The sequence below is a fragment of the Convivina intestini genome, from assembly GCF_003096575.1.
Lineage (GTDB): Bacteria > Bacillota > Bacilli > Lactobacillales > Lactobacillaceae > Convivina > Convivina intestini.
Map to the genome: position 1 here is coordinate 289,688 of NZ_QEKT01000001.1, position 18,258 is coordinate 307,945.

15 protein-coding genes, 1 pseudogene and 1 other annotated feature are annotated in these 18,258 nt (G+C 40.7%); of the genes and pseudogenes, 5 read left to right on the forward strand and 11 right to left on the reverse strand.

Translation table 11 applies throughout. The features are described from left to right. Nucleotide 1: 1 nt before the first annotated feature. Both C7384_RS01365 and C7384_RS01370 read right to left on the reverse strand, forming a co-directional pair. Nucleotides 2–1,006, reverse strand: a complete 1,005-nt coding sequence (locus tag C7384_RS01365) for a 3-oxoacyl-[acyl-carrier-protein] synthase III C-terminal domain-containing protein (RefSeq protein WP_165806755.1) — start codon at nucleotides 1,004–1,006, stop codon at nucleotides 2–4. Between the two features lie 183 nt (nucleotides 1,007–1,189). Continuing rightward, the gene (locus tag C7384_RS01370; protein ID WP_089937698.1) at nucleotides 1,190–2,572 is read right to left on the reverse strand and encodes a hypothetical protein; all 1,383 of its coding nucleotides are present in this window, start codon (nucleotides 2,570–2,572) and stop codon (nucleotides 1,190–1,192) included. Nucleotides 2,573–3,160: 588 nt separating this feature from the next. On the opposite strand from C7384_RS01370, the gene argC reads away from it, so the two are divergent. The 4 genes from argC to C7384_RS01390 are packed head-to-tail and all read left to right on the forward strand — an operon-like array spanning nucleotide 3,161 to nucleotide 7,296. Further along, nucleotides 3,161–4,192: an N-acetyl-gamma-glutamyl-phosphate reductase gene (gene argC, locus C7384_RS01375; protein WP_089937700.1), complete on the forward strand. Its 1,032-nt coding sequence runs from the start codon at nucleotides 3,161–3,163 to the stop codon at nucleotides 4,190–4,192. Beyond that, nucleotides 4,176–5,387: a bifunctional glutamate N-acetyltransferase/amino-acid acetyltransferase ArgJ gene (gene argJ / locus C7384_RS01380; protein ID WP_420838704.1), complete on the forward strand. Its 1,212-nt coding sequence runs from the start codon at nucleotides 4,176–4,178 to the stop codon at nucleotides 5,385–5,387. The genes argC and argJ overlap by 17 nt, the downstream gene beginning before the upstream one ends. A gap of 4 nt (nucleotides 5,388–5,391) precedes the next feature. Continuing rightward, on the forward strand, nucleotides 5,392–6,117 hold the full coding sequence (gene argB, locus C7384_RS01385; RefSeq protein ID WP_165806756.1) for an acetylglutamate kinase: 726 nt from the start codon (nucleotides 5,392–5,394) through the stop codon (nucleotides 6,115–6,117). A 21-nt stretch (nucleotides 6,118–6,138) separates the two neighbouring features. Further along, complete coding sequence (locus tag C7384_RS01390; protein WP_089937705.1) at nucleotides 6,139–7,296, forward strand: acetylornithine transaminase; 1,158 nt, start codon at nucleotides 6,139–6,141, stop codon at nucleotides 7,294–7,296. 44 nt (nucleotides 7,297–7,340) lie between these two features. On the opposite strand, the pseudogene C7384_RS01395 reads toward C7384_RS01390, so the two are convergent. The 3 genes and pseudogenes from C7384_RS01395 to C7384_RS01405 form a co-directional block, all read right to left on the reverse strand. After that, nucleotides 7,341–8,815 (reverse strand): annotated as a pseudogene (locus C7384_RS01395) (MFS transporter). 54 nt (nucleotides 8,816–8,869) lie between these two features. After that, nucleotides 8,870–9,154: an ArsR/SmtB family transcription factor gene (locus C7384_RS01400; RefSeq protein WP_089937707.1), complete on the reverse strand. Its 285-nt coding sequence runs from the start codon at nucleotides 9,152–9,154 to the stop codon at nucleotides 8,870–8,872. Between the two features lie 69 nt (nucleotides 9,155–9,223). Then, nucleotides 9,224–10,450, reverse strand: coding sequence for an MFS transporter (locus C7384_RS01405; RefSeq protein WP_089937709.1), 1,227 nt, complete (start codon nucleotides 10,448–10,450; stop codon nucleotides 9,224–9,226). Between the two features lie 97 nt (nucleotides 10,451–10,547). Here C7384_RS01405 and C7384_RS01410 point away from each other — a divergent pair, with 97 nt between their 5' ends. Then, complete coding sequence (locus C7384_RS01410) at nucleotides 10,548–11,435, forward strand: helix-turn-helix domain-containing protein (RefSeq protein WP_089937711.1); 888 nt, start codon at nucleotides 10,548–10,550, stop codon at nucleotides 11,433–11,435. Nucleotides 11,436–11,571: 136 nt separating this feature from the next. Here C7384_RS01410 and C7384_RS01415 read toward each other — a convergent pair whose 3' ends face one another. The 6 genes from C7384_RS01415 to C7384_RS01440 all read right to left on the reverse strand — a co-directional run bounded on the left by C7384_RS01415 (nucleotide 11,572) and on the right by C7384_RS01440 (nucleotide 17,939). Continuing rightward, nucleotides 11,572–11,814: a hypothetical protein gene (locus tag C7384_RS01415; RefSeq protein ID WP_089937712.1), complete on the reverse strand. Its 243-nt coding sequence runs from the start codon at nucleotides 11,812–11,814 to the stop codon at nucleotides 11,572–11,574. Nucleotides 11,815–12,024: 210 nt separating this feature from the next. Next, the gene (gene argF, locus C7384_RS01420) at nucleotides 12,025–13,080 is read right to left on the reverse strand and encodes an ornithine carbamoyltransferase (protein ID WP_089937714.1); all 1,056 of its coding nucleotides are present in this window, start codon (nucleotides 13,078–13,080) and stop codon (nucleotides 12,025–12,027) included. Between the two features lie 6 nt (nucleotides 13,081–13,086). After that, nucleotides 13,087–14,478 (reverse strand): argininosuccinate lyase, encoded by a 1,392-nt coding sequence (gene argH, locus C7384_RS01425; protein WP_089937715.1) that lies wholly within the window; start codon nucleotides 14,476–14,478, stop codon nucleotides 13,087–13,089. Nucleotides 14,479–14,481: 3 nt separating this feature from the next. Further along, nucleotides 14,482–15,711, reverse strand: coding sequence for an argininosuccinate synthase (locus C7384_RS01430; protein WP_089937717.1), 1,230 nt, complete (start codon nucleotides 15,709–15,711; stop codon nucleotides 14,482–14,484). A gap of 25 nt (nucleotides 15,712–15,736) precedes the next feature. Then, the gene (locus C7384_RS01435; RefSeq protein WP_089937719.1) at nucleotides 15,737–16,480 is read right to left on the reverse strand and encodes an amino acid ABC transporter ATP-binding protein; all 744 of its coding nucleotides are present in this window, start codon (nucleotides 16,478–16,480) and stop codon (nucleotides 15,737–15,739) included. Continuing rightward, entirely contained in the window at nucleotides 16,473–17,939 is a 1,467-nt protein-coding gene (locus C7384_RS01440) for an ABC transporter substrate-binding protein/permease (RefSeq protein ID WP_089937721.1), read from the reverse strand. The genes C7384_RS01435 and C7384_RS01440 overlap by 8 nt, the downstream gene beginning before the upstream one ends. Before the next feature lie 60 nt (nucleotides 17,940–17,999). Next, nucleotides 18,000–18,218 (reverse strand) — a binding site (T-box leader). Nucleotides 18,219–18,258 lie beyond the last annotated feature (40 nt).

Sequence of the window (18,258 nt, forward strand, 5' to 3'; positions counted from 1 at the left end):
ATTAGTACTCAAAAATTAACCCTTGCATGGTCAAACCAGCAGCCGTTCCAATCAACAAAACCTTATCCCCACGTTTGATATCACCACGGTCAATGGCTGTAGCTAAAGTAGTTGGAATTGAAGCGGAAACCATATTTCCATGATCTTCAATAATTGAATAAAATTTATCGTCTGGAATCCCAAGGTGCTTTTTCATAATTTTCATGGCTAAACCACTTGCTTGATGAGGAACAACCATGTCGATGTCCTTTAAGTCCAAGCCAGCTTCTTGAAGTAATTCATCCACAAAATCAGGCACTTTACGCATTGCTAAGCGGAAAGTAGCTTGCCCATCCATGTGGAACATAAAATCAGTCTTAGGTTGTTGTGCATAAACCTTAGGTGGAATAGCACTACCACCACCACGAATTTCAGTGTCGTGGGCACCGCTACCATAAGTTGCCATTTTATTGGCTAATACATGAACTGCCTGATGATCATCCACGCCCAAAATAGCAGCCGCTGAACCATCACCAAATAGCAAAGCATTCTTAGGTTCATCAAAATTTAATGACAGTGAGGGCAAATCGGTGCTGACGATACCAACTCGTTGATACTTACCTAAACTAATCATATTGGCCATCAAATCAAAAGCTGTAACAAAGCTAATGCAAGTTGCGTTAATATCAAAGGCTGGAATACCAGCAGCTTCCTCTCCATAAGCTGCTTGTAATAACGGTGCTGTCGCCGGAATAGCTTGGCTAGGCACCGCTGAAGCACAGATAATAACGTCTAAGTCAGTAATCTTAAGATCAGCACGTTGTAGCGCTTGATCTAAAGAGGCTTTGGCAAGGCGAATTCCTTCATCATTCACCCCTTCCACGGTTGTATGACGCCGTGAATGGATACCAGTAACTCGTTCTGCCCACTTAGGATCAACGCCCATACGCTCGGCTAAATCCTTGGTGTAAACAATGTTATCTGGCTCTGCCAGGCCCATACTGATCAATGTTGCTGTTTGTGTCATTTGTTTCTCTCCTCGTGTCATAGACAGTATTTATCGTTATGTATGAAAACATGCCGACTAATTAAACTTACCGAAGTTTCCTTTATAACGCAACTATGCTACAAATATAACGCATATTTGCTACAAAAATAACAAATATCGGTCATAAAAAAACCAGGAAAATATTCCTGGTTTTTACGAGTATTATCGAATTTCAGCTGGATATTCAACGTGATGCCAAGGTTGATCGAAAAGAATTTCCCGTAATTTTTGATCTGAGACATGTTGACCATCAACAGATAATTTATAAATACGACGACTTTGAATTTCTTTAATGGCAGCATCTTGATACATTTGAGCCTGTCGAATCGCATAATCAACCAATGAATCATCGACAATCATCGCCTCTAATTGAGCTGAAAGGGTTGTTGCTGGATTGACAACCCGCTGATACAACTCTTTTAACGTTCTTTGCACATTAACCGATAGCCCCACATCGGCCACAAACTCTTGAAGTTTATCCATGAAATCTAAGGCTTGGGTCTGATAGCTAGTCATCGAAGTGGCAGGTTCCAAAGCGACTTGTTCATTCATTTCTTCAGCTAATTGCTGAGAATGGGCATCCCAGGTGCTTTCCGTCATCATAAAGTACATCACCAATAACCGTACGAAACGAATCGTCGAATCACGAATGCCAATTGAAGAAGTTGGATCCAGATCCAACATTCTTAGCTCCAAATAATCCAAGCCCCGCTCAGCCATTCCTGCTAGTCCACCAACAGATTTTAAACGAATCGGACCATGAAATTCCGATTCCCCTTGAATCTGTCCTGATTCAATCGCAGCCAAAATCGCCTTTTCATAAGCAGCGACACTGGTATAATCGCCTCGAAATTCACTAAAAAGGCCAAAATCACGCGAGGAACGTAAAGAGCGGACTGGATGATCCGGTCGAGTGTCAGTATAGTAGTTTTTTTCGGTGATGGGTGCGGCCCCAAACAAATAGGTCAATAGCCAACGATACTGGACAAAGCCGTGGACCACCTTATCAAACATGGCATTTTTGAATTTAGCCGGTGTATCGTATTCGTCTTTCAAATAGGCAAACAAAGACTCGGTCAGCGCATCATCAAAACTTAGATTAATGTGTACCCCAGTCGGTACGGAACGACGGATATCATGACGACTCAACCAGTTCCGATAGTACTCGGCTTTTTCAGGGGTAACGTGTGAAATCTCCAAAGTACTTAAATCTTCGGGCAAAATCGGTGGCATTGATAGCGGCCAAAGCAAGTCATCATCTTGACTCAACGAAGCCCGTAAAGTATGATTTAAAGCCGTCAAATCACGTACCGCTTCAGCTGAATTATCCGCTGTTGGGGTAATCAACTCACTTTGACTATTCAAAAAATCGTTTTTAATATGTCGGTTTTGCTTTTGGTCCCCCAGTTCTTCTGGAAAATCATGGGTTGTTAGACGCCCATCTTTTTCCACCCGATGCATTTCGACTTCCAGGCCCATTCGCACATCCATCATGGTCGCCTCTAAGTCTTGATTTAAAATTAGCTTTCCAATTTCTCCTAGCATCTTTCTATCCTCTTGCTTGTATTCTGACAATTAAATTATCAACCATATCGTCCTCTTACTCCATCGAAAACGAGTTTTATGAGATAATTAGATTATAGTATATTGGGTTCTATAAAGGAATACTAATGATATTTTAATTTTATTGTTATTTTACTTGACAAAAATAAATCTGTACCATAACATAATAGCTAATAAATATTAGATTTTTTTAATATGAAAAACTATGATTGGAAATTTTAGTTAAATTTGTTTTCACAGAAAAGCTGGATGTTAACTCGTGAGAACCGGCCAAACAAATTAACTAGATCGTGCCCATGAGTTGACCCCTGAAACGATTAGGGGGTTCCGGTGACTAGCCCGTTATGCTAAAAGTTTTTTAACTTTATAAGCTAAAAGTGTGATTACTTTTAGAAATTGAGGTGGTACCACGTTATCGACGTCCTCTTGGATTGAATTATCCAAGAGGGCGTTTTTTATTTTCAGAAAGCGAAGGATCCATGATGTATAGCAAACGACGACGGGGCTTCCCCGATATAACTTAACAATATACAAACAATCTACTAATCCATATAAAACAAGGAGCTCATGATGAAAATCGCCCTCGTTGGCATCACCGGCTACGCCGGGATGCAACTTTACCAATTATTACAAAATCATCCGAATGTGACCCAAATTAACATTTATCAGCATGACTTATCACAAAAAACACCCCTGTGGCAGGTAAACAATCGGTTAGATCACCAGCACCTAGCTATGGCCCTCCCCTATGATAGTCAGCAGATTATGGCTGATAATGACGTGCTATTTTTAGCAACAAGTGCCGGGATTGCCACCCAATTAGCGCAGCCCTTTTTAGACCAAGATTTTCCGGTAATTGATCTATCCGGCGATTTTCGTTTGAAAGAGCCTGAAACTTATCAAAAGTGGTATCACAAAACCGGCCCAACCAGCCAAAATTTGGCCCATTCCTACTACGGCTTGGCTGATTTAAATCAAAATCATCAACAGCACTACATCGCTAATCCTGGTTGCTATGCCACAGCTACTTTATTAGGCTTAGCCCCCTTGGTCCAAGCCGATTTAATCTATCCCGATAGCATTATCGTTGATGCTAAATCTGGCTTATCCGGTGCTGGTAAAAGTTTAAGCACTTCATCCCATTATTTGCGGGCCAATGAAAATATGCAGGTCTATAAAGCTAATCAACACCAGCATATTCCTGAAATTTTAGCGCAACTACAAGCCTGGAATCCAACAATTCCCCACCTACAATTTATGACCTCCCTAATCCCCATTGACCGTGGCATTATGGCTTCAATTTATACCAAGGTAAAACCCGGAATTGGCCAAGCAGACATTCAGCAAGCCTATCAAAAGCAGTATCAAGCAGCGCCTTTTATTAATCTTTTAGATGAAGATTTACCAGATATTAAGAGCGTGGTTGGCAGTAATAATTGTAATATCGGCCTTGCTTTTAATGAAAAAACCGGCTACCTCTTAACCGTTTCAGTCATTGATAACATGCTCAAAGGTGCCGCCGGCCAAGCTATTCAAAATATGAACCAATTCTTTCATTTAAATGATACAAGCGGATTACCGCTCCATCCCAATACTTTTTAGGAGAAACATTATGGAAATTAAATTTACTTGGCCACAAGGCTTTCAATCTGGTGCCACCCATGCTGGCTTTAAAGCTGACCAACAACTGGATTTTGGCTGGCTGGTTTCTGATGTCCCAGCAGTCGCCGCTGGCGTATACACTAAAAACCAATTTCAAGCAGCACCCACTCAATATACTAGGAGCCTGATTCAAAAAGGACAAACTTTACAAGCTCTTGTGATTAATAGTGGTAATGCTAATTCTTTTACTGGGCAACCTGGTTTAGATAATGCGGCTCAAAGTGGTCACTTAGTCGCTGAAAAACTCAATATCAGTTCTGATTTAGTGGGAGTTGCCTCAACTGGTGTTATTGGTAAGCAAATGCCGATGGATAAGTTTAAGGATGGCCTTGCAAAACTCACACTAACGTCCCAATCGCAGCTCCCCGAAGCCATTCTTACCACTGATACCCATAGTAAAAAGACTTGTCATGCGTTAACCATTGACGGAAAAACAGTCACGATAACTGGTTTTGCCAAGGGCTCAGGTATGATTCATCCCAATATGGGTACCACGCTTGGCTTCATTGCCACGGATGCTAAGATTGAAGGCTCATTACTCCAAGATTTACTACGGGAACTAATTCAAAGCTCTTTTAATCAAATTACCGTCGATGGCTGCATGTCCACCAACGATATGGTAGTGGTGTTAGCCAATGGTCAAGCACAAAATCAAACACTAACCGCCAAACATCCTGAATTTGTTAGCTTCAAAAAAGCCTTGCAAACAGTTTTAATTAATTTGGCAAAAATGGTCGCAGCTGATGGTGAGGGGGCCAACAAATTAATTGAAGCCCAGGTCCAAAATGCGGCCAATCCAGTCGAAGCTAATCAAGTTGCCAAGGCAATTGTGGGCTCGAATTTAATTAAGGCCATGCTGTTTGGCGAAGATGGCAATTGGGGACGAATCGTCCAAGCCATTGGCCAAACCCAAGCCCAATTAAATCCCAACCAATTGGACATCCAAATTGGTGGCATCCCCTTAGTCAAAAACAGTTTGACTGTTCCGGTTGACCAAGCAGCCCTTCACCAAATCTTAGCCACTGATAAGATTATCATTACTGTCAATCTACATTGTGGTGAGGCACAAGGTATGGCCTGGGGTTGTGATTTAACCTATCAATACGTTGAAATCAACGCCGCCTATGAGGGATAAAACGATGATTATCATTAAAATCGGTGGCAATGCCATCCATCAACTTACCGAGGACTTTTTTAAACAAATCCAGATTTGGCTGGACCAAGAAAAACAAATCATTATTGTCCATGGTGGTGGTCAACTAATTACTGCCACTAGTCAATTTTTTAATCTACCAGTGCAAAAAATTGATGGCATTCGTAAAACTTCACCAGCTGAAATGTTACTTACCCAGGGACTTTTATCAAATGTCATCCAGCCCTATTTTGCTCAATTATTTCAACAACATGGCATCAACTGCCAGCCCCTAAACTTTAACGGCTATACCCTCTTACAAGGTCAATATTTGGACCAAAGTCAATATGGCCAAGTCGGCCAAGTAACCAGTATTAAAACTCAGCTATTGGCACAAAGTCCAACTAACAGCGTAATCTTGATTAATTCACTGGTCCAAACACCCCAAGGGCAACTGCTAAACGTCAATGCTGATCAGGCCGCCCAAGCTCTGGCAGTGCTAACGCAGGCACAAGAATTAATTTTACTGACTGACGTTCCTGGTATTTTAGTTGACCAAGAGGTTCAAACTCAGTTAACGCCAGCCTTAGCCCAGCAATTTATGCAAGAAGGACAAATTACCGGTGGCATGATTCCTAAAATTAAAGCGGCTTTAGCCAGTTTAAAAGATGGTGTCCACCAAATTACAATTACCGACCAGCTTAATCATCCTGGTACGACGATTACTCATTAAAAATAACGGAGGAATTCTTATATGAATGCAACCATGTCAACCTACCAACGCTTTCCCATCGAACTTATCGGTGGTCATGATTTCCACTTAATTGATCAAAATGGTAAGAGCTATGTTGATTTGACCGCTGGAATCGGGGTTTGTAACTTTGGCTATAGTAACTGTGCTATTCAACAAGCAGCAGCTCAACAAATTAGCCAATTATGGCATATTTCCAATCTTTATCAAAATCCTTTAGCCGAAGAAGTCGCTGAATTACTCTGTCCGGCTGATTACCAAGCTTTCTTCTGTAATTCCGGTACCGAAGCCAACGAAGCAGCCCTTAAACTAGCCTTTAAAGTCGCTTCCGATAAATCAACAAAGCAGCCAAAAGAAATTGTAGCCTTTAATTATGGCTTCCATGGCCGGACAATCGGCTCCCTGTCCGTAACCGGCTATCCCCACATTCAAGAAGGTTTTGACCCACTGCTCCCCCACGTGAAGATGGTTGATTATAATCAGGAACAGGCCTTAACGGCTATTAATGAAAATACGGCGGCTGTTATTTTAGAAGTCATCCAAGGCGAAGGTGGTGTCAATGTCGGTCATCAGCAGTGGTTACAAGCCGTCCAAGCCCAATGTCAAGCAACTCAGACCCTACTAATCGTTGACGAGGTACAGACGGGCATGGGTCGGACCGGCTATCAATTTGCCTATCAACAATTTGGCCTGGAGCCTGATATTATCACAGTGGCCAAGGGGCTTGCCAATGGTTTACCAGTCGGGGCAATGTTAGCTAAAAAAAATGTCGCAAAACACTTTAAAATTGGTAACCACGGGACTACTTTTGGTGGTAACTTAGTCGCTATGGCGGCGGCAAAGGAAGTTTTGCAGCAGCTAACCCCTACTTTTTTAACCAGTGTACAAGCTAAAGGGGCATTTTTAATGAAGCTATTAGAGCAGGAAATCGCCCCCCTTGCCCAAGTAAAGGCGGTTAGTGGCGCTGGTTTAATGATTGGCATTCATCTGACTGAAGAAGTGCCGGTTAATCAGGTGATTACTTCCCTCCAAAAGGCTGGTTACCTGACCCTATCAGCTCGGGGGAACACGCTCCGGCTCCTACCACCTCTGGTAATCGATGAAAGCCATCTAAAGCAAGCAGTTGAGGCAATTAAGCTTGCGATTGCAACGCAACCATAATAAAAATCCCCGTTAGCTAGGATGTTAACGAGGATTTTTTTGATTTATTTTACAATGGTCCGCTTTTTATCCGATAAATTCAGAATAATAACCAGAACAAACAAAATCAAGGTAACCAGAAAAACCGCATGCATACCCGACAATACTGCCTGGGCTAAGACATCAAAGTTTTTACCAACCATGGTGCTGCCGTGATTATTACTGCTAATGAATTGATTTACCATATTTTCACTAATTGTAGGTTGCTGGAAAATCTCGTGATGAATGGTTAAATTAAATATCAAACCAAAAATACCAGTCGCAATCGTTTGTCCCAACGTTCTGCCTAAGGTAATCATGGAAGAAGCTGTGCCGAGGTCTTTTTGTGATACCACATGCTGGGCAATTAGAGTGTTCATTGTAATCACAATTCCCAAGACAAAACCGGTCACACCAGAAATAACATAGAATAAGTACTCTGGAAAATTAATCGAAGCAAAGACCAGCGGTAAGTAGGTCAAAGCCATCACAATGATTAAAGGCAAAGCAATATATTTAGGAGCAAATTTTTCAACTAAACTCCCCACCAAAAATGAGGAAAGTAGCCACAAAATCGGACTAGGCGTCACAGCCAACCCCGCCAGCGAGGGGCTAGCATGATAAAGTGATTGGAACCACATTGGAAAATAAGTTTGAAAACCAATTTGAATAGCACTGAGCGCCAAGGTGGTAAAAATTTGAACCAAAAATAATTGATTCCCAAATAAATTCAGGGGCACGATGGGATCAATGGCCTGCTGTTCGACTTTTATTAAAACCAGTGTAGCTAGTAGAATTACTAACGTTAAAAAGGCCATTAAAACCCAATTAATTTTAGAAACTGATAAGCCTTGAAATAACAACAAGACCGATACCAGTAAAATGGACAGACTAGCAATGCCTAAAAAATCCATTTTCGACTTTTGATGAATTAGTTTTGAATCATGGTAAGTAGTAAAAATAATTAAAAAGACAATCACCCCAAGGGGTACATTAATAAAAAATACCCAGTGCCAGCCCAAATTATCGACAATATAGCCACCCATCAGAGGCCCAAGTAATGCCGAAATTCCCCAAGCGTATTGTTGAGCGCCAACATCTTAGACCGTTCTTGGTAGGTGAATAAATCAGCAATCATCGTAAAGGTAATCGGCATAATGGCTCCGGCACCCAATCCTTGAATCGCTCGAAAGAGAATCAAACTTAACATATTACCGGCTAGTCCACACAGAGCCGAACCAGTTGTAAAAAAGACTAAACCAATTAAAAAAACTGGTTTTCGGCCAATTTGATCGGATAGTTTACCATATATCGGCGTCGTCAAGGCCGTAGTTAAGAGATACATGGCAAATATCCAACTTTGATAGGATAACCCATTTAAATTACTAACAATCGTGGGCAACGCAGTCGTAATAATCGTCGTTTCCACGGAGGTCATAAAGGTCGCAATTAAAATAGCCGTTAGTATAAGATTTCTGGTAAACCCCTTTTTTATGTTCATTTTCTCTCCTTTTTATTTCTATAATTATCGAACTAAAGGGTAAAAATAAAAGATTCATAAAGAATCTAAGAATCCGGGTAAATATTGATTAAAAGTTTCCTGATTTAAAGATAGATACTTACTTTGTGCTTCTTTTCTCGTGTTCGTTAATCCGACTGCTCTAAGGGCTTTAAAGTGATAAGAGACTGTGGATTTACTAATAGCCAGCTTGGCACCGACTTCCCCACAAGTCATTTCGCGATTACTAGCCTGTAGAGTGCGAATTATTTTTAAGCGATTGGCATCCGATAAAGTTTTAAATATTTCAGCTCTTTTTTGATCTTCTAGTTCGATTTCCATAGAACTAGTGTATCACTTTTAACTTCAGCAAAATAGATAAACAAAAAATAAAATTTTTATTCATACATATTATTTTTCATGTCCCAAAGGTGATATTCCCGCTCCTAGACCAGCTCCTGTCCTCAAAAGCCCTGCTATTAAAATTATCCAAATCATCGAAACGCCTTGATTTAACAATAAACCACCAAACCATGATCCAATCGGAATAGAGGCATAAGAAATCATTCTGGTAATGGCAACGACTCGACCTAATTGCTCACGAGGGACAGTCCGTTGACGAAGTGTGAAATAAGTAATGACATTAATCGTGCCAAAAAAACTAATGAACCCTAAAACAATACCAATATAAATATAATTTGTATTAACTAATAGCAGGAGCGTACTTAATCCCGCTAGTGTAGTACTTATTGACAGGAGTAAACCGGCATGATAGCGTTCAACAATCAACGTACTAACCGGACCGGCTAACAATGCCCCAACTCCACCCAAAGACAAAGCAATCGTGGCATCTACCAGTGGATATCCCAAGTCTTTGGTCATATAAAAAATATAGTTGGCTTCAAACATGTTGAGAGCAAAATTGGTAACAAAAAACATCAAAGAACCACTAAAAATAACTTTTTGATGAAAACTATATTTAGCCCCAGCTAAAATATCATTTTTAATGTTTGCCAGTGTAATTTGCTTTTTATGTGATTCCTTTATTTTAGGTAAGCCATATAAAATACAAGCAGATACGATAAAAGAACCAATTTCAAACCAAAGTGCATTTAGCCCACCTAATAACATCACAATGCTGCCACCAACTAACGGCCCCATAATAGTTAAGGTGTTATCAATCGTTTGAATGACTGCATTTGCTTTAACGTAATCATCCCGATTGATAATCTCTGGAATGATACTTTGAAAACTTGGATGAACTAATGGATCAACTGAGGCTAATAAAAATATTGCTAGATACAGGAATGTAAAGTTGATATTCACAACATTCAAAGTAAATAATAAAAAGTAACTAAATATTGCGGCCAAGATATTACCAACAATTAATATTTTTCTTTTCGAATAATTATCAGCTAGCACACCACCAATCAATGAAAATAGAACCCATGGTATAAAAGAAATACCAAAAGCCGTAGCCGCATGATAGGCTGAACCCGTTTTTTCCAAAATAATAATTGGTAAAGCAAGACGATACATCCAATCGCCTAAGTTAGAGACTAAAAAGCTTAACCAGAGCGAGTAAAAAGAAAAATTTTTTGCTGGTGTTGGATATAAATTAAATAATAGTTGTTTCATCTTTAGATTACCTTTTTAAATAAGTGGTTTTTACTGAATCACCTCATGTTAAAATATTTGTAATCAAATGGTTAATAATGTGCATATAGGTAAAATTATGGTTGAAATTGGGGAAGTTTTTAATACATTTAGAAAAGGGAAAAATATTACCTTGAAGGAAGCCAGTAGAGGGATTGTTTCATATACTTTTTTATCTAAATTTGAAAGAGGCTTGACTGATATTTCTTTCATGCATCTGTTAGAACTACTGGATAGAATTAATGTTCAGCTTTCCGAATTTGAATTTTTATATCAAAAATTAAATTCTTACACAAATGATTTGCTGCCAACACTACAAAGAGCCTATCAATCATCTGATTTTGACTCTTTAAATGATCACCTACGTCTATGGCAAAATAAATCTGATAAATTTTCAAAACTACAAGTAATCCAAATTAAAATGATGTTAACAACTCTAGACAAGGGGACTATTACCGCAAAAGAAATAAAGATTTTACAAAATTATTTTCAAAGCATTACCAACTGGACTTTTTTTGAACTATACCTTTTCGGGCATGCCATTCCCTTTCTTGAAAAAGAGTTCATGTTAAATCTGTTTCAAGAACTTCATAAAAAGGCCATTTTGTATGACCAATTTAGATATGATAGTTTCTCAATGCTATTTTATATTTACAATAATATGATTTTACACATGCTGGAAAAACAGAATTCGACCGTTGCAAAACAACTCCTTGATAGACTAGCTTTTTACTTTAAAGATCAAGAAAGAGACTACTATCATCGAGCCCGCCTATTCAATTTACAGGGATTAACTTTATACCTCAGCGGGAATAAAAAAGAGGGCTTAAAGTTAATAAAAAAGTCTAATTTAATTACTTACTTAGCACAGGATAATAACGATTTTCTGTCAAATGAAAAAGCTTATCTATCAAAATTTTTAAGCCAAGACGAAATACAAAAAGTATTTGATTTGGAATTGATATAACATGCAAAAAACTTAAATAAAGAATGCTCCTGAGATTGAATTTTTCAGATCTCAGGAGCATTCTTTATTTATTAAACTGTATGCTTAAGTTCCTCATATATAGTCATCTTCATCATCATTTGATAATTGAACTTGACTATCCTCGCTGATGACGAGCACGGAAGTCACTCAAGGACACACCTTCACCAAAATTCCGCTCAACCTTATTTAATTCTGATAACAGCCGAATTGATGCTTGTGTACGAGCCCATTCTTCGGAGTTAACCAAGATCACTACTGAAGTCCCATTTTTGGTGAAATTAATCGCCATACCGGGTTCTAAGCCGTCAAACATCCCACTGTTTTGACGCAAGGCTGATAATGGCATTGTCTTATCCATGATGATTTTCTCCTCTTTGTATTATTAGTTTATTATAAAATTCTGTTGTAAATTTGCAGCAAAAAATGATGGCTAGAATATATATATCTAAGCAACAGGTCAATTCACGTTTTTAAATAATGTATATCGGCATCAAAAAACAACTCCATTTACATAACATCACTGGAAAAACACAAAAGCCACTTAATCAAATTAAGTGACTTTTACTCTCTATAATAAATCTAAATTCCCTAAAGTCGCTGCCATAATAGCCATAATAGATGGTTTCCGGTTTTCAGCCTGTTGGAAATGACGAGCTTGTGCCCCCTTAAAGACGGCATCACTCATTTCAATTCCTGTGTTCCCTACCAAATCAGGATATTCTTGATGCAAGTCTTGGGCTACCTGGGTTTGATTATCATGATAAGCCGGTAGGCAGTGCATGGTAATCAAATCGTGGCCATAGTGCTTTGATTTTTGTAACAGGGTCTCGTTAATTTGGTATGGCATCAGCGCTTCTAGTCGTTCCTGCCAATTATTTTCACCCATGCTGACAAAGACATCACTGTAAAATACATTAGCATCAGCGGCGCCTTGATCCAAGTCATCAGTAATCAAAATCTGACTACCGGCTGCTTGAGCGTATTCCTGGGCCAACTTAACAGTATCTTGATCCGGTTGTAAGCTTTGTGGGGCAATAATATTGACATTAATACCCACCATAGCACCGGCCACCAAGAGTGAGCGAGCTACGTTATTACGACCATCCCCAACATAGGCCAGCGTAATCTCATTATCCAACTGACCAAACTCACCTTGCAAGGTCATAAAATCAGCAATCATCTGAGTCGGATGCCATTGATCACTCAAGGCATTCCAAACTGGGGCGTGTTTGCCACGCGTGTCGTAGGCATCAGCGGCCATCTCTTCAATATCGGCCTGACCAAAGCCTCGATAGGCAATCCCATCGGCGACCCCGGCCAAGACATGGGCTGTATCGGCAACGGATTCTTTCTTACCAAATTGGCTCGAGGTAGGGTCCAAAAAGACTGTGTTAGCCCCCATTTCTTGGGCTCCTAGCTCAAAGGCCAAACGGGTCCGCGTTGAATTTTTGGCGAAAAGTAAAATAACATTTTTTCCCTTTAAAAAGGGTTGTAAAGTCTGATTCTGTTCCGCAGTTTTAATTTCTTGACCAAATTCAACCAAGGCTTTTAGTTGTTCCGGTGTAAAATCAATTTCCTTGAGATAGGATTTCCCTTGAAAACTGGCTAGTATTTGTTTATCCATTCTGTCTTATCCCTTCGTCCGTTGGTCTAAAATGGCTTGGTCGCGCTGACTTTCCTTAATAACATTAGCCACCGCTGTACCACCCAAGGAAGTCCGCCGGTCAACGGCTACCTTCGGATCGAGCACTTGATAAACATCGGCTTCAATCTTGTCCGAATGTTCCTGTAATTCAGTCAATGACATAGCCGTCAAAGAACGCTTTTCCTGCAAGCCTTTGAGCACCAAAGCCCCAACAATAGCATGGGCCTGCCGGAAGGGAATCCCCTTATTGGCTAAATAATCAGCTAATTCAGTGGCATTGGAGAAATCATTTTCCAAGGAAGCGGCCATCTTTTCTGGATGAATTTTCAAAGTAGCCAGCATGCCATTAAAGACCTTCAAAGCCGCTAAAATCGTATCCATGACTGCAAAAGTCCCGGCCTTATCTTCTTGCATGTCCTTATTGTAGGCCAAAGGCAAGCCTTTCATGACCGTCAAGAGACCCATCAAGTTCCCATAAACCATCCCCGACTTACCCCGAATTAATTCAGCAAAATCAGCATTCTTTTTCTGAGGCATGATGGATGAACCGGTTGAGAAAGTATCATCGAGTTCGACATAATTAAATTCATAAGATGACCACAAAATTAACTCTTCGGCCATCCGTGATAGATGCATAATCAAAATCGAAGCATTACTCAAAAATTCTAGGGCAAAATCTCGGTCAGAAACCGCATCTAAACTATTGTGATAAATTGCATCAAAGCCTAATTCATGAGCCACGACCTGCCGGTTAATCGGAAAAGTCGTACCAGCCAAGGCTGCCGCACCTAAAGGCAACATATCAGTATGCTTTTGGTTAAATTCAAACCGTTCATAATCCCGTTGGAACATTTCAAAATAGGCTAACAAGTAGTGCCCATAACTAATTGGCTGGGCATGTTGCATATGGGTGTAACCCGGCATAATCACCGCAGCATTGTCTTTAGCTAGTTTCACCAAAGTGCTTTGTAGGGTGGTCAATTCCGACATCACCGCCGGCAAACGATGCTTCACCCAGAGATGAAAATCAGTAGCAACCTGGTCATTTCGAGACCGAGCAGTGTGCAATTTACCGGCTACTGGACCGATTTTTTCCGTTAGCAAGGCTTCCATGTTCAAATGGATATCTTCATTTTTTACGGTAAAAGTTAATTGACCAGCGGCTAATTCTTCCTGTAATTCTTGCAAACCAGCTGCGATAGCTTGGGCATCAGCAGGCGGAATAATCCCCTCTTGACCTAGCATTTTGACATGGGCCAGCGAGCCTTCCAAATCTTCAGCGGCCATTTGATAATCAAAACCAATCGATGCACCAAATTCATCGACCCATTCCGCTGCCTCACCGGTGAAACGACCACCCCACAATTTATCACTCATATTTTAATCCTCCAGCTTGTCCGAGTGGACGTGATTAACTTGCTCGTAAACCATGGTTGGCAAACTCCACAACTTGATAAAGCCAGCCGCTGCGATCTGGTCAAAGCTATCAGCGGCAGTATAAGTCGCCAATTGCTCGTTATACAGTGAGTTGTGTTCTGACTGCCGAGCTACAGCTTGAACCGAACCCTTGTACAACTTCAACTTTACCTTTCCATTAACGACCGCTTGCGTCGTAACCACAAAGGACATCAGGGCATCGAACAAAGGTGAAATCCACATACCGTTATAAATCAAATCAGTAATTTGGTGCTCCACGATTGGCTTATAGTGGGCTACATCCCGCTCCAAGGTCAAATCTTCTAAGTCCTTGTGAGCGGTCATAATTACCGCAGCAGCGGGCGCTTCATAAACTTCACGCGACTTAATCCCCACCAACCGGTTTTCAATTTTATCAATCCGGCCAATTCCATGCTTGCCGGCAATAACATTTAATTCTTGAATCAAAACACTTAATTTCATAGCTTGACCATCAATAGCAACTGGCAAGCCATTTTCAAAGTCCAAATCAATAAATTGAGCCTCATCGGGCGCATCTTGTGGATCAACCGTCATTCCCCAAGCGTCATCAGGCGCTTGATTCCAAGGGTTTTCCAAAATACCAGCTTCATTAGCCCGGCCCCATAAGTTAGCATCAATTGAGTAAGGAGAAGCCTTACCGATTGGTACTGGTACCCCGTGGTCCTTAGCGTAGTCGATTTCTTCTTCCCGCGACCAGTGAAAATCACGAATTGGCGCTTCAATTGCTAAATTCGGATCAAGGGCATGGATGGCTGCTTCAAAACGCACTTGATCATTTCCCTTTCCCGTTGATCCATGGGCAATGGCATGGGCATCATTTTCATGAGCAATTTCGACTAATTTTTTAATAATTAATGGCCGAGACAGAGCTGATACCAAGGGATAACTGCCTTCATACAAAGCATTAGATAAAATAACTGGAGCGACGTATTCATCAGCAAATTCATCTTTGGCGTCGATCACAATTGACTCAATCGCACCAACAGCCAAGCCCTTTTTCTGGATGGCATCCAAATCCTTACCGCCTTGACCGACATCCAGGACTACGGCAATCACGTCATAACCCTTATCCATCAACCATGGAATCGCCACGGAAGTGTCCAAACCACCGGAATAAGCCAATACAATCTTTTCTTTCGTACTTGTTGTCATAATATTTCTCCTTTATTTTTACCTGTTAGATAGTTAATACTTTTTGAATAAAGTCCTGAGTCTTAGCCTCTTTAGGATGATTAAAGAGTTCATCTGGCGTATTTTTTTCTTGAATCACGCCATCAGCCATGAACCAAATTTGATCGGCCACTTTACGAGCAAAATTCATTTCGTGGGTCACAATCACCATGGTCATTTTTTCATTAGCTAACTCTTTAATCACCGCTAATACCTCGCCAACCATTTCTGGATCTAAGGCACTGGTAGGTTCATCAAAGAGCATGACTTGGGGATGCATGGCCAAAGCACGGGCGATGGCCACCCGCTGTTTTTGACCGCCGGATAAACTATCCGGATAAGCCGCCGCTTTTTCAGCCAGACCGACACGGGTTAAATATTGCATGGCCGTCGTCTCAGCCTCTTGTTCATCCATTTGCTTTACACGCATCGGCGCTAATTTAATATTTTCCAAAACGGTCATATTGGGGAAAAGATTAAAACTCTGAAAGACCATCCCAATTTCTTCGCCCAGCTGTGATAAATCTTGGGCAGTAGCCTGAGTTAAATCCTTATCTTGGAAGTAAACCGCGCCACTAGTTGGCTTTTCCAACTGATTGATACAGCGTAACAAAGTACTTTTTCCTGACCCGGATGGACCAATTAAGGCAATTACCTCACTAGGTTGAACCTCGCCATTGATATCCTTTAGCACCAGGTTATCTTGGTACTTTTTTTGTAAGTGTTCAATTTTAATTAATGGCTCATTCATACTTCATCTTCCTCTCTAGGTAATTCAAGCCCCGAGTTAGGGCGAAGGTCATGAGGAAGTAAACCACCATAACCACAATAATGGGTGCGACGCCCCGATAAGTATCAGCCCGGACAACGTTTAATTCATAAACTAGGTCGGTTACCCCGATAATGGAAACAATCGAACTTTCCTTAATAATAGCAATGAATTCATTACCCAAGGCCGGCCAAATATTTTTAAAGGCCTGTGGTAAAATCACAAACCGCATGGCATCTTTGTGGCTCAAACCAAGGCTTTGACTGGCTTCGCGCTGACCCTTGTCCACTGATAAGATACCACCCCGAATAATTTCACTAATATAAGCGGCACTGTTTAAAGTGACGGCGATGATACCGGCCGTTAGCGCTGGCAAGTTAACCACCACACCCAGTCCAAAGTAGACTAACAAGACCTGCACCATCATTGGGGTTCCCCGGACAATTTCAATATAGCTAATTGCCGGCCAACTCAAAATCTTAAAATGACTCATCTTCATCAAGGCCAAAACAACACCCAGGATGACACCACCCATCACGGCCAAGATTGAGATTAGTAAGGTGTACTGGAAGCCCTTAAAGAAGTAATTCCAGTAGTGCAACATGGAAGTATCAACCGTATTGGTCTTCATATCCTTAGCCGCATCTTTCATATACTTACTAATCAAATGCTCTTTTTTAATTTGGTCAATCGACTGGTTCATAGCTGCAACCAAACTAGTACTACCTTTGGGTGCGGCGATGGCTGTACCAGTTTCATCACTACTCAAATCGTAATCGGATTGGAACATGACCAAATCTGGATCATTTTGGATATAAGCTTCGGCAACTGGCTTTTCAACCCCCATTGCTTCAATCTTATTGGTCTTCAAAGCTAAGACTAAGTCCGACCCCTTATCCATACCAACTAGCTTACTCTTGGTATACCGTTGCTTGGCTAAATTGTATTGCAAGGTCCCAGTCTGGGTACCAATTGTATGACCATTTAACTGCTTAGCGCTCTTAAGCTGCTTATATTTGGCCTTTGTAACCAAGAAAGCTTGGCCGCCGTTGTAATAAATATTAGAAAAATCAACACTTTGTTTACGTTCCGGCGTTGGGTTAATGCCCCCGATGGCGATATCCGCTTTACCAGTTTCTACCGCCACCAAGACTGAACTAAAACTCATATTTTCAATCTCTAATTTAACACCCAAATCTTTGGCAATTTTTTTAATGATGTCGATATCCAGACCGACATCTTCTTCCCCCTGACCATGATTAACTTGAAATTCAAAAGGAGGATAGTCGGGTGACAAGGCCACCCGTAAGACACCCTGATCTTTAATTTTTTGCAAACTATCGTCATCGGCACTGGCTGAGGTCGATGTAAATACTCCCAACATTACACCAGCCACCATCACGGCCAATATTTTCTTAAGACACTGCTGCCATCCTTGCATATCTTTTCCTCTCTTTGCTGGCGCTATTAATAACAAAAAAGCGTCCTTTAGTTCTATGAACTAAAGGACGCCTGGACGCGGTACCACCTTATTTGTGCCATTAAATAATGACACCTCTCACAATCTAACAATTGTTGGCTCGGTAATGGGAGCATCCATTATGTGTTTGACACATACACTCATAAGAGACGTTCAACTTTCTAACAAGAATGTTTCGCACTAACCAACATTTCACTGGCTTGTCTGAGAAGTCTACTACTTCTTAATCAACGTTTTATTATTAATTACTCATTATATTACCACGTTTTTTTCAGATTAC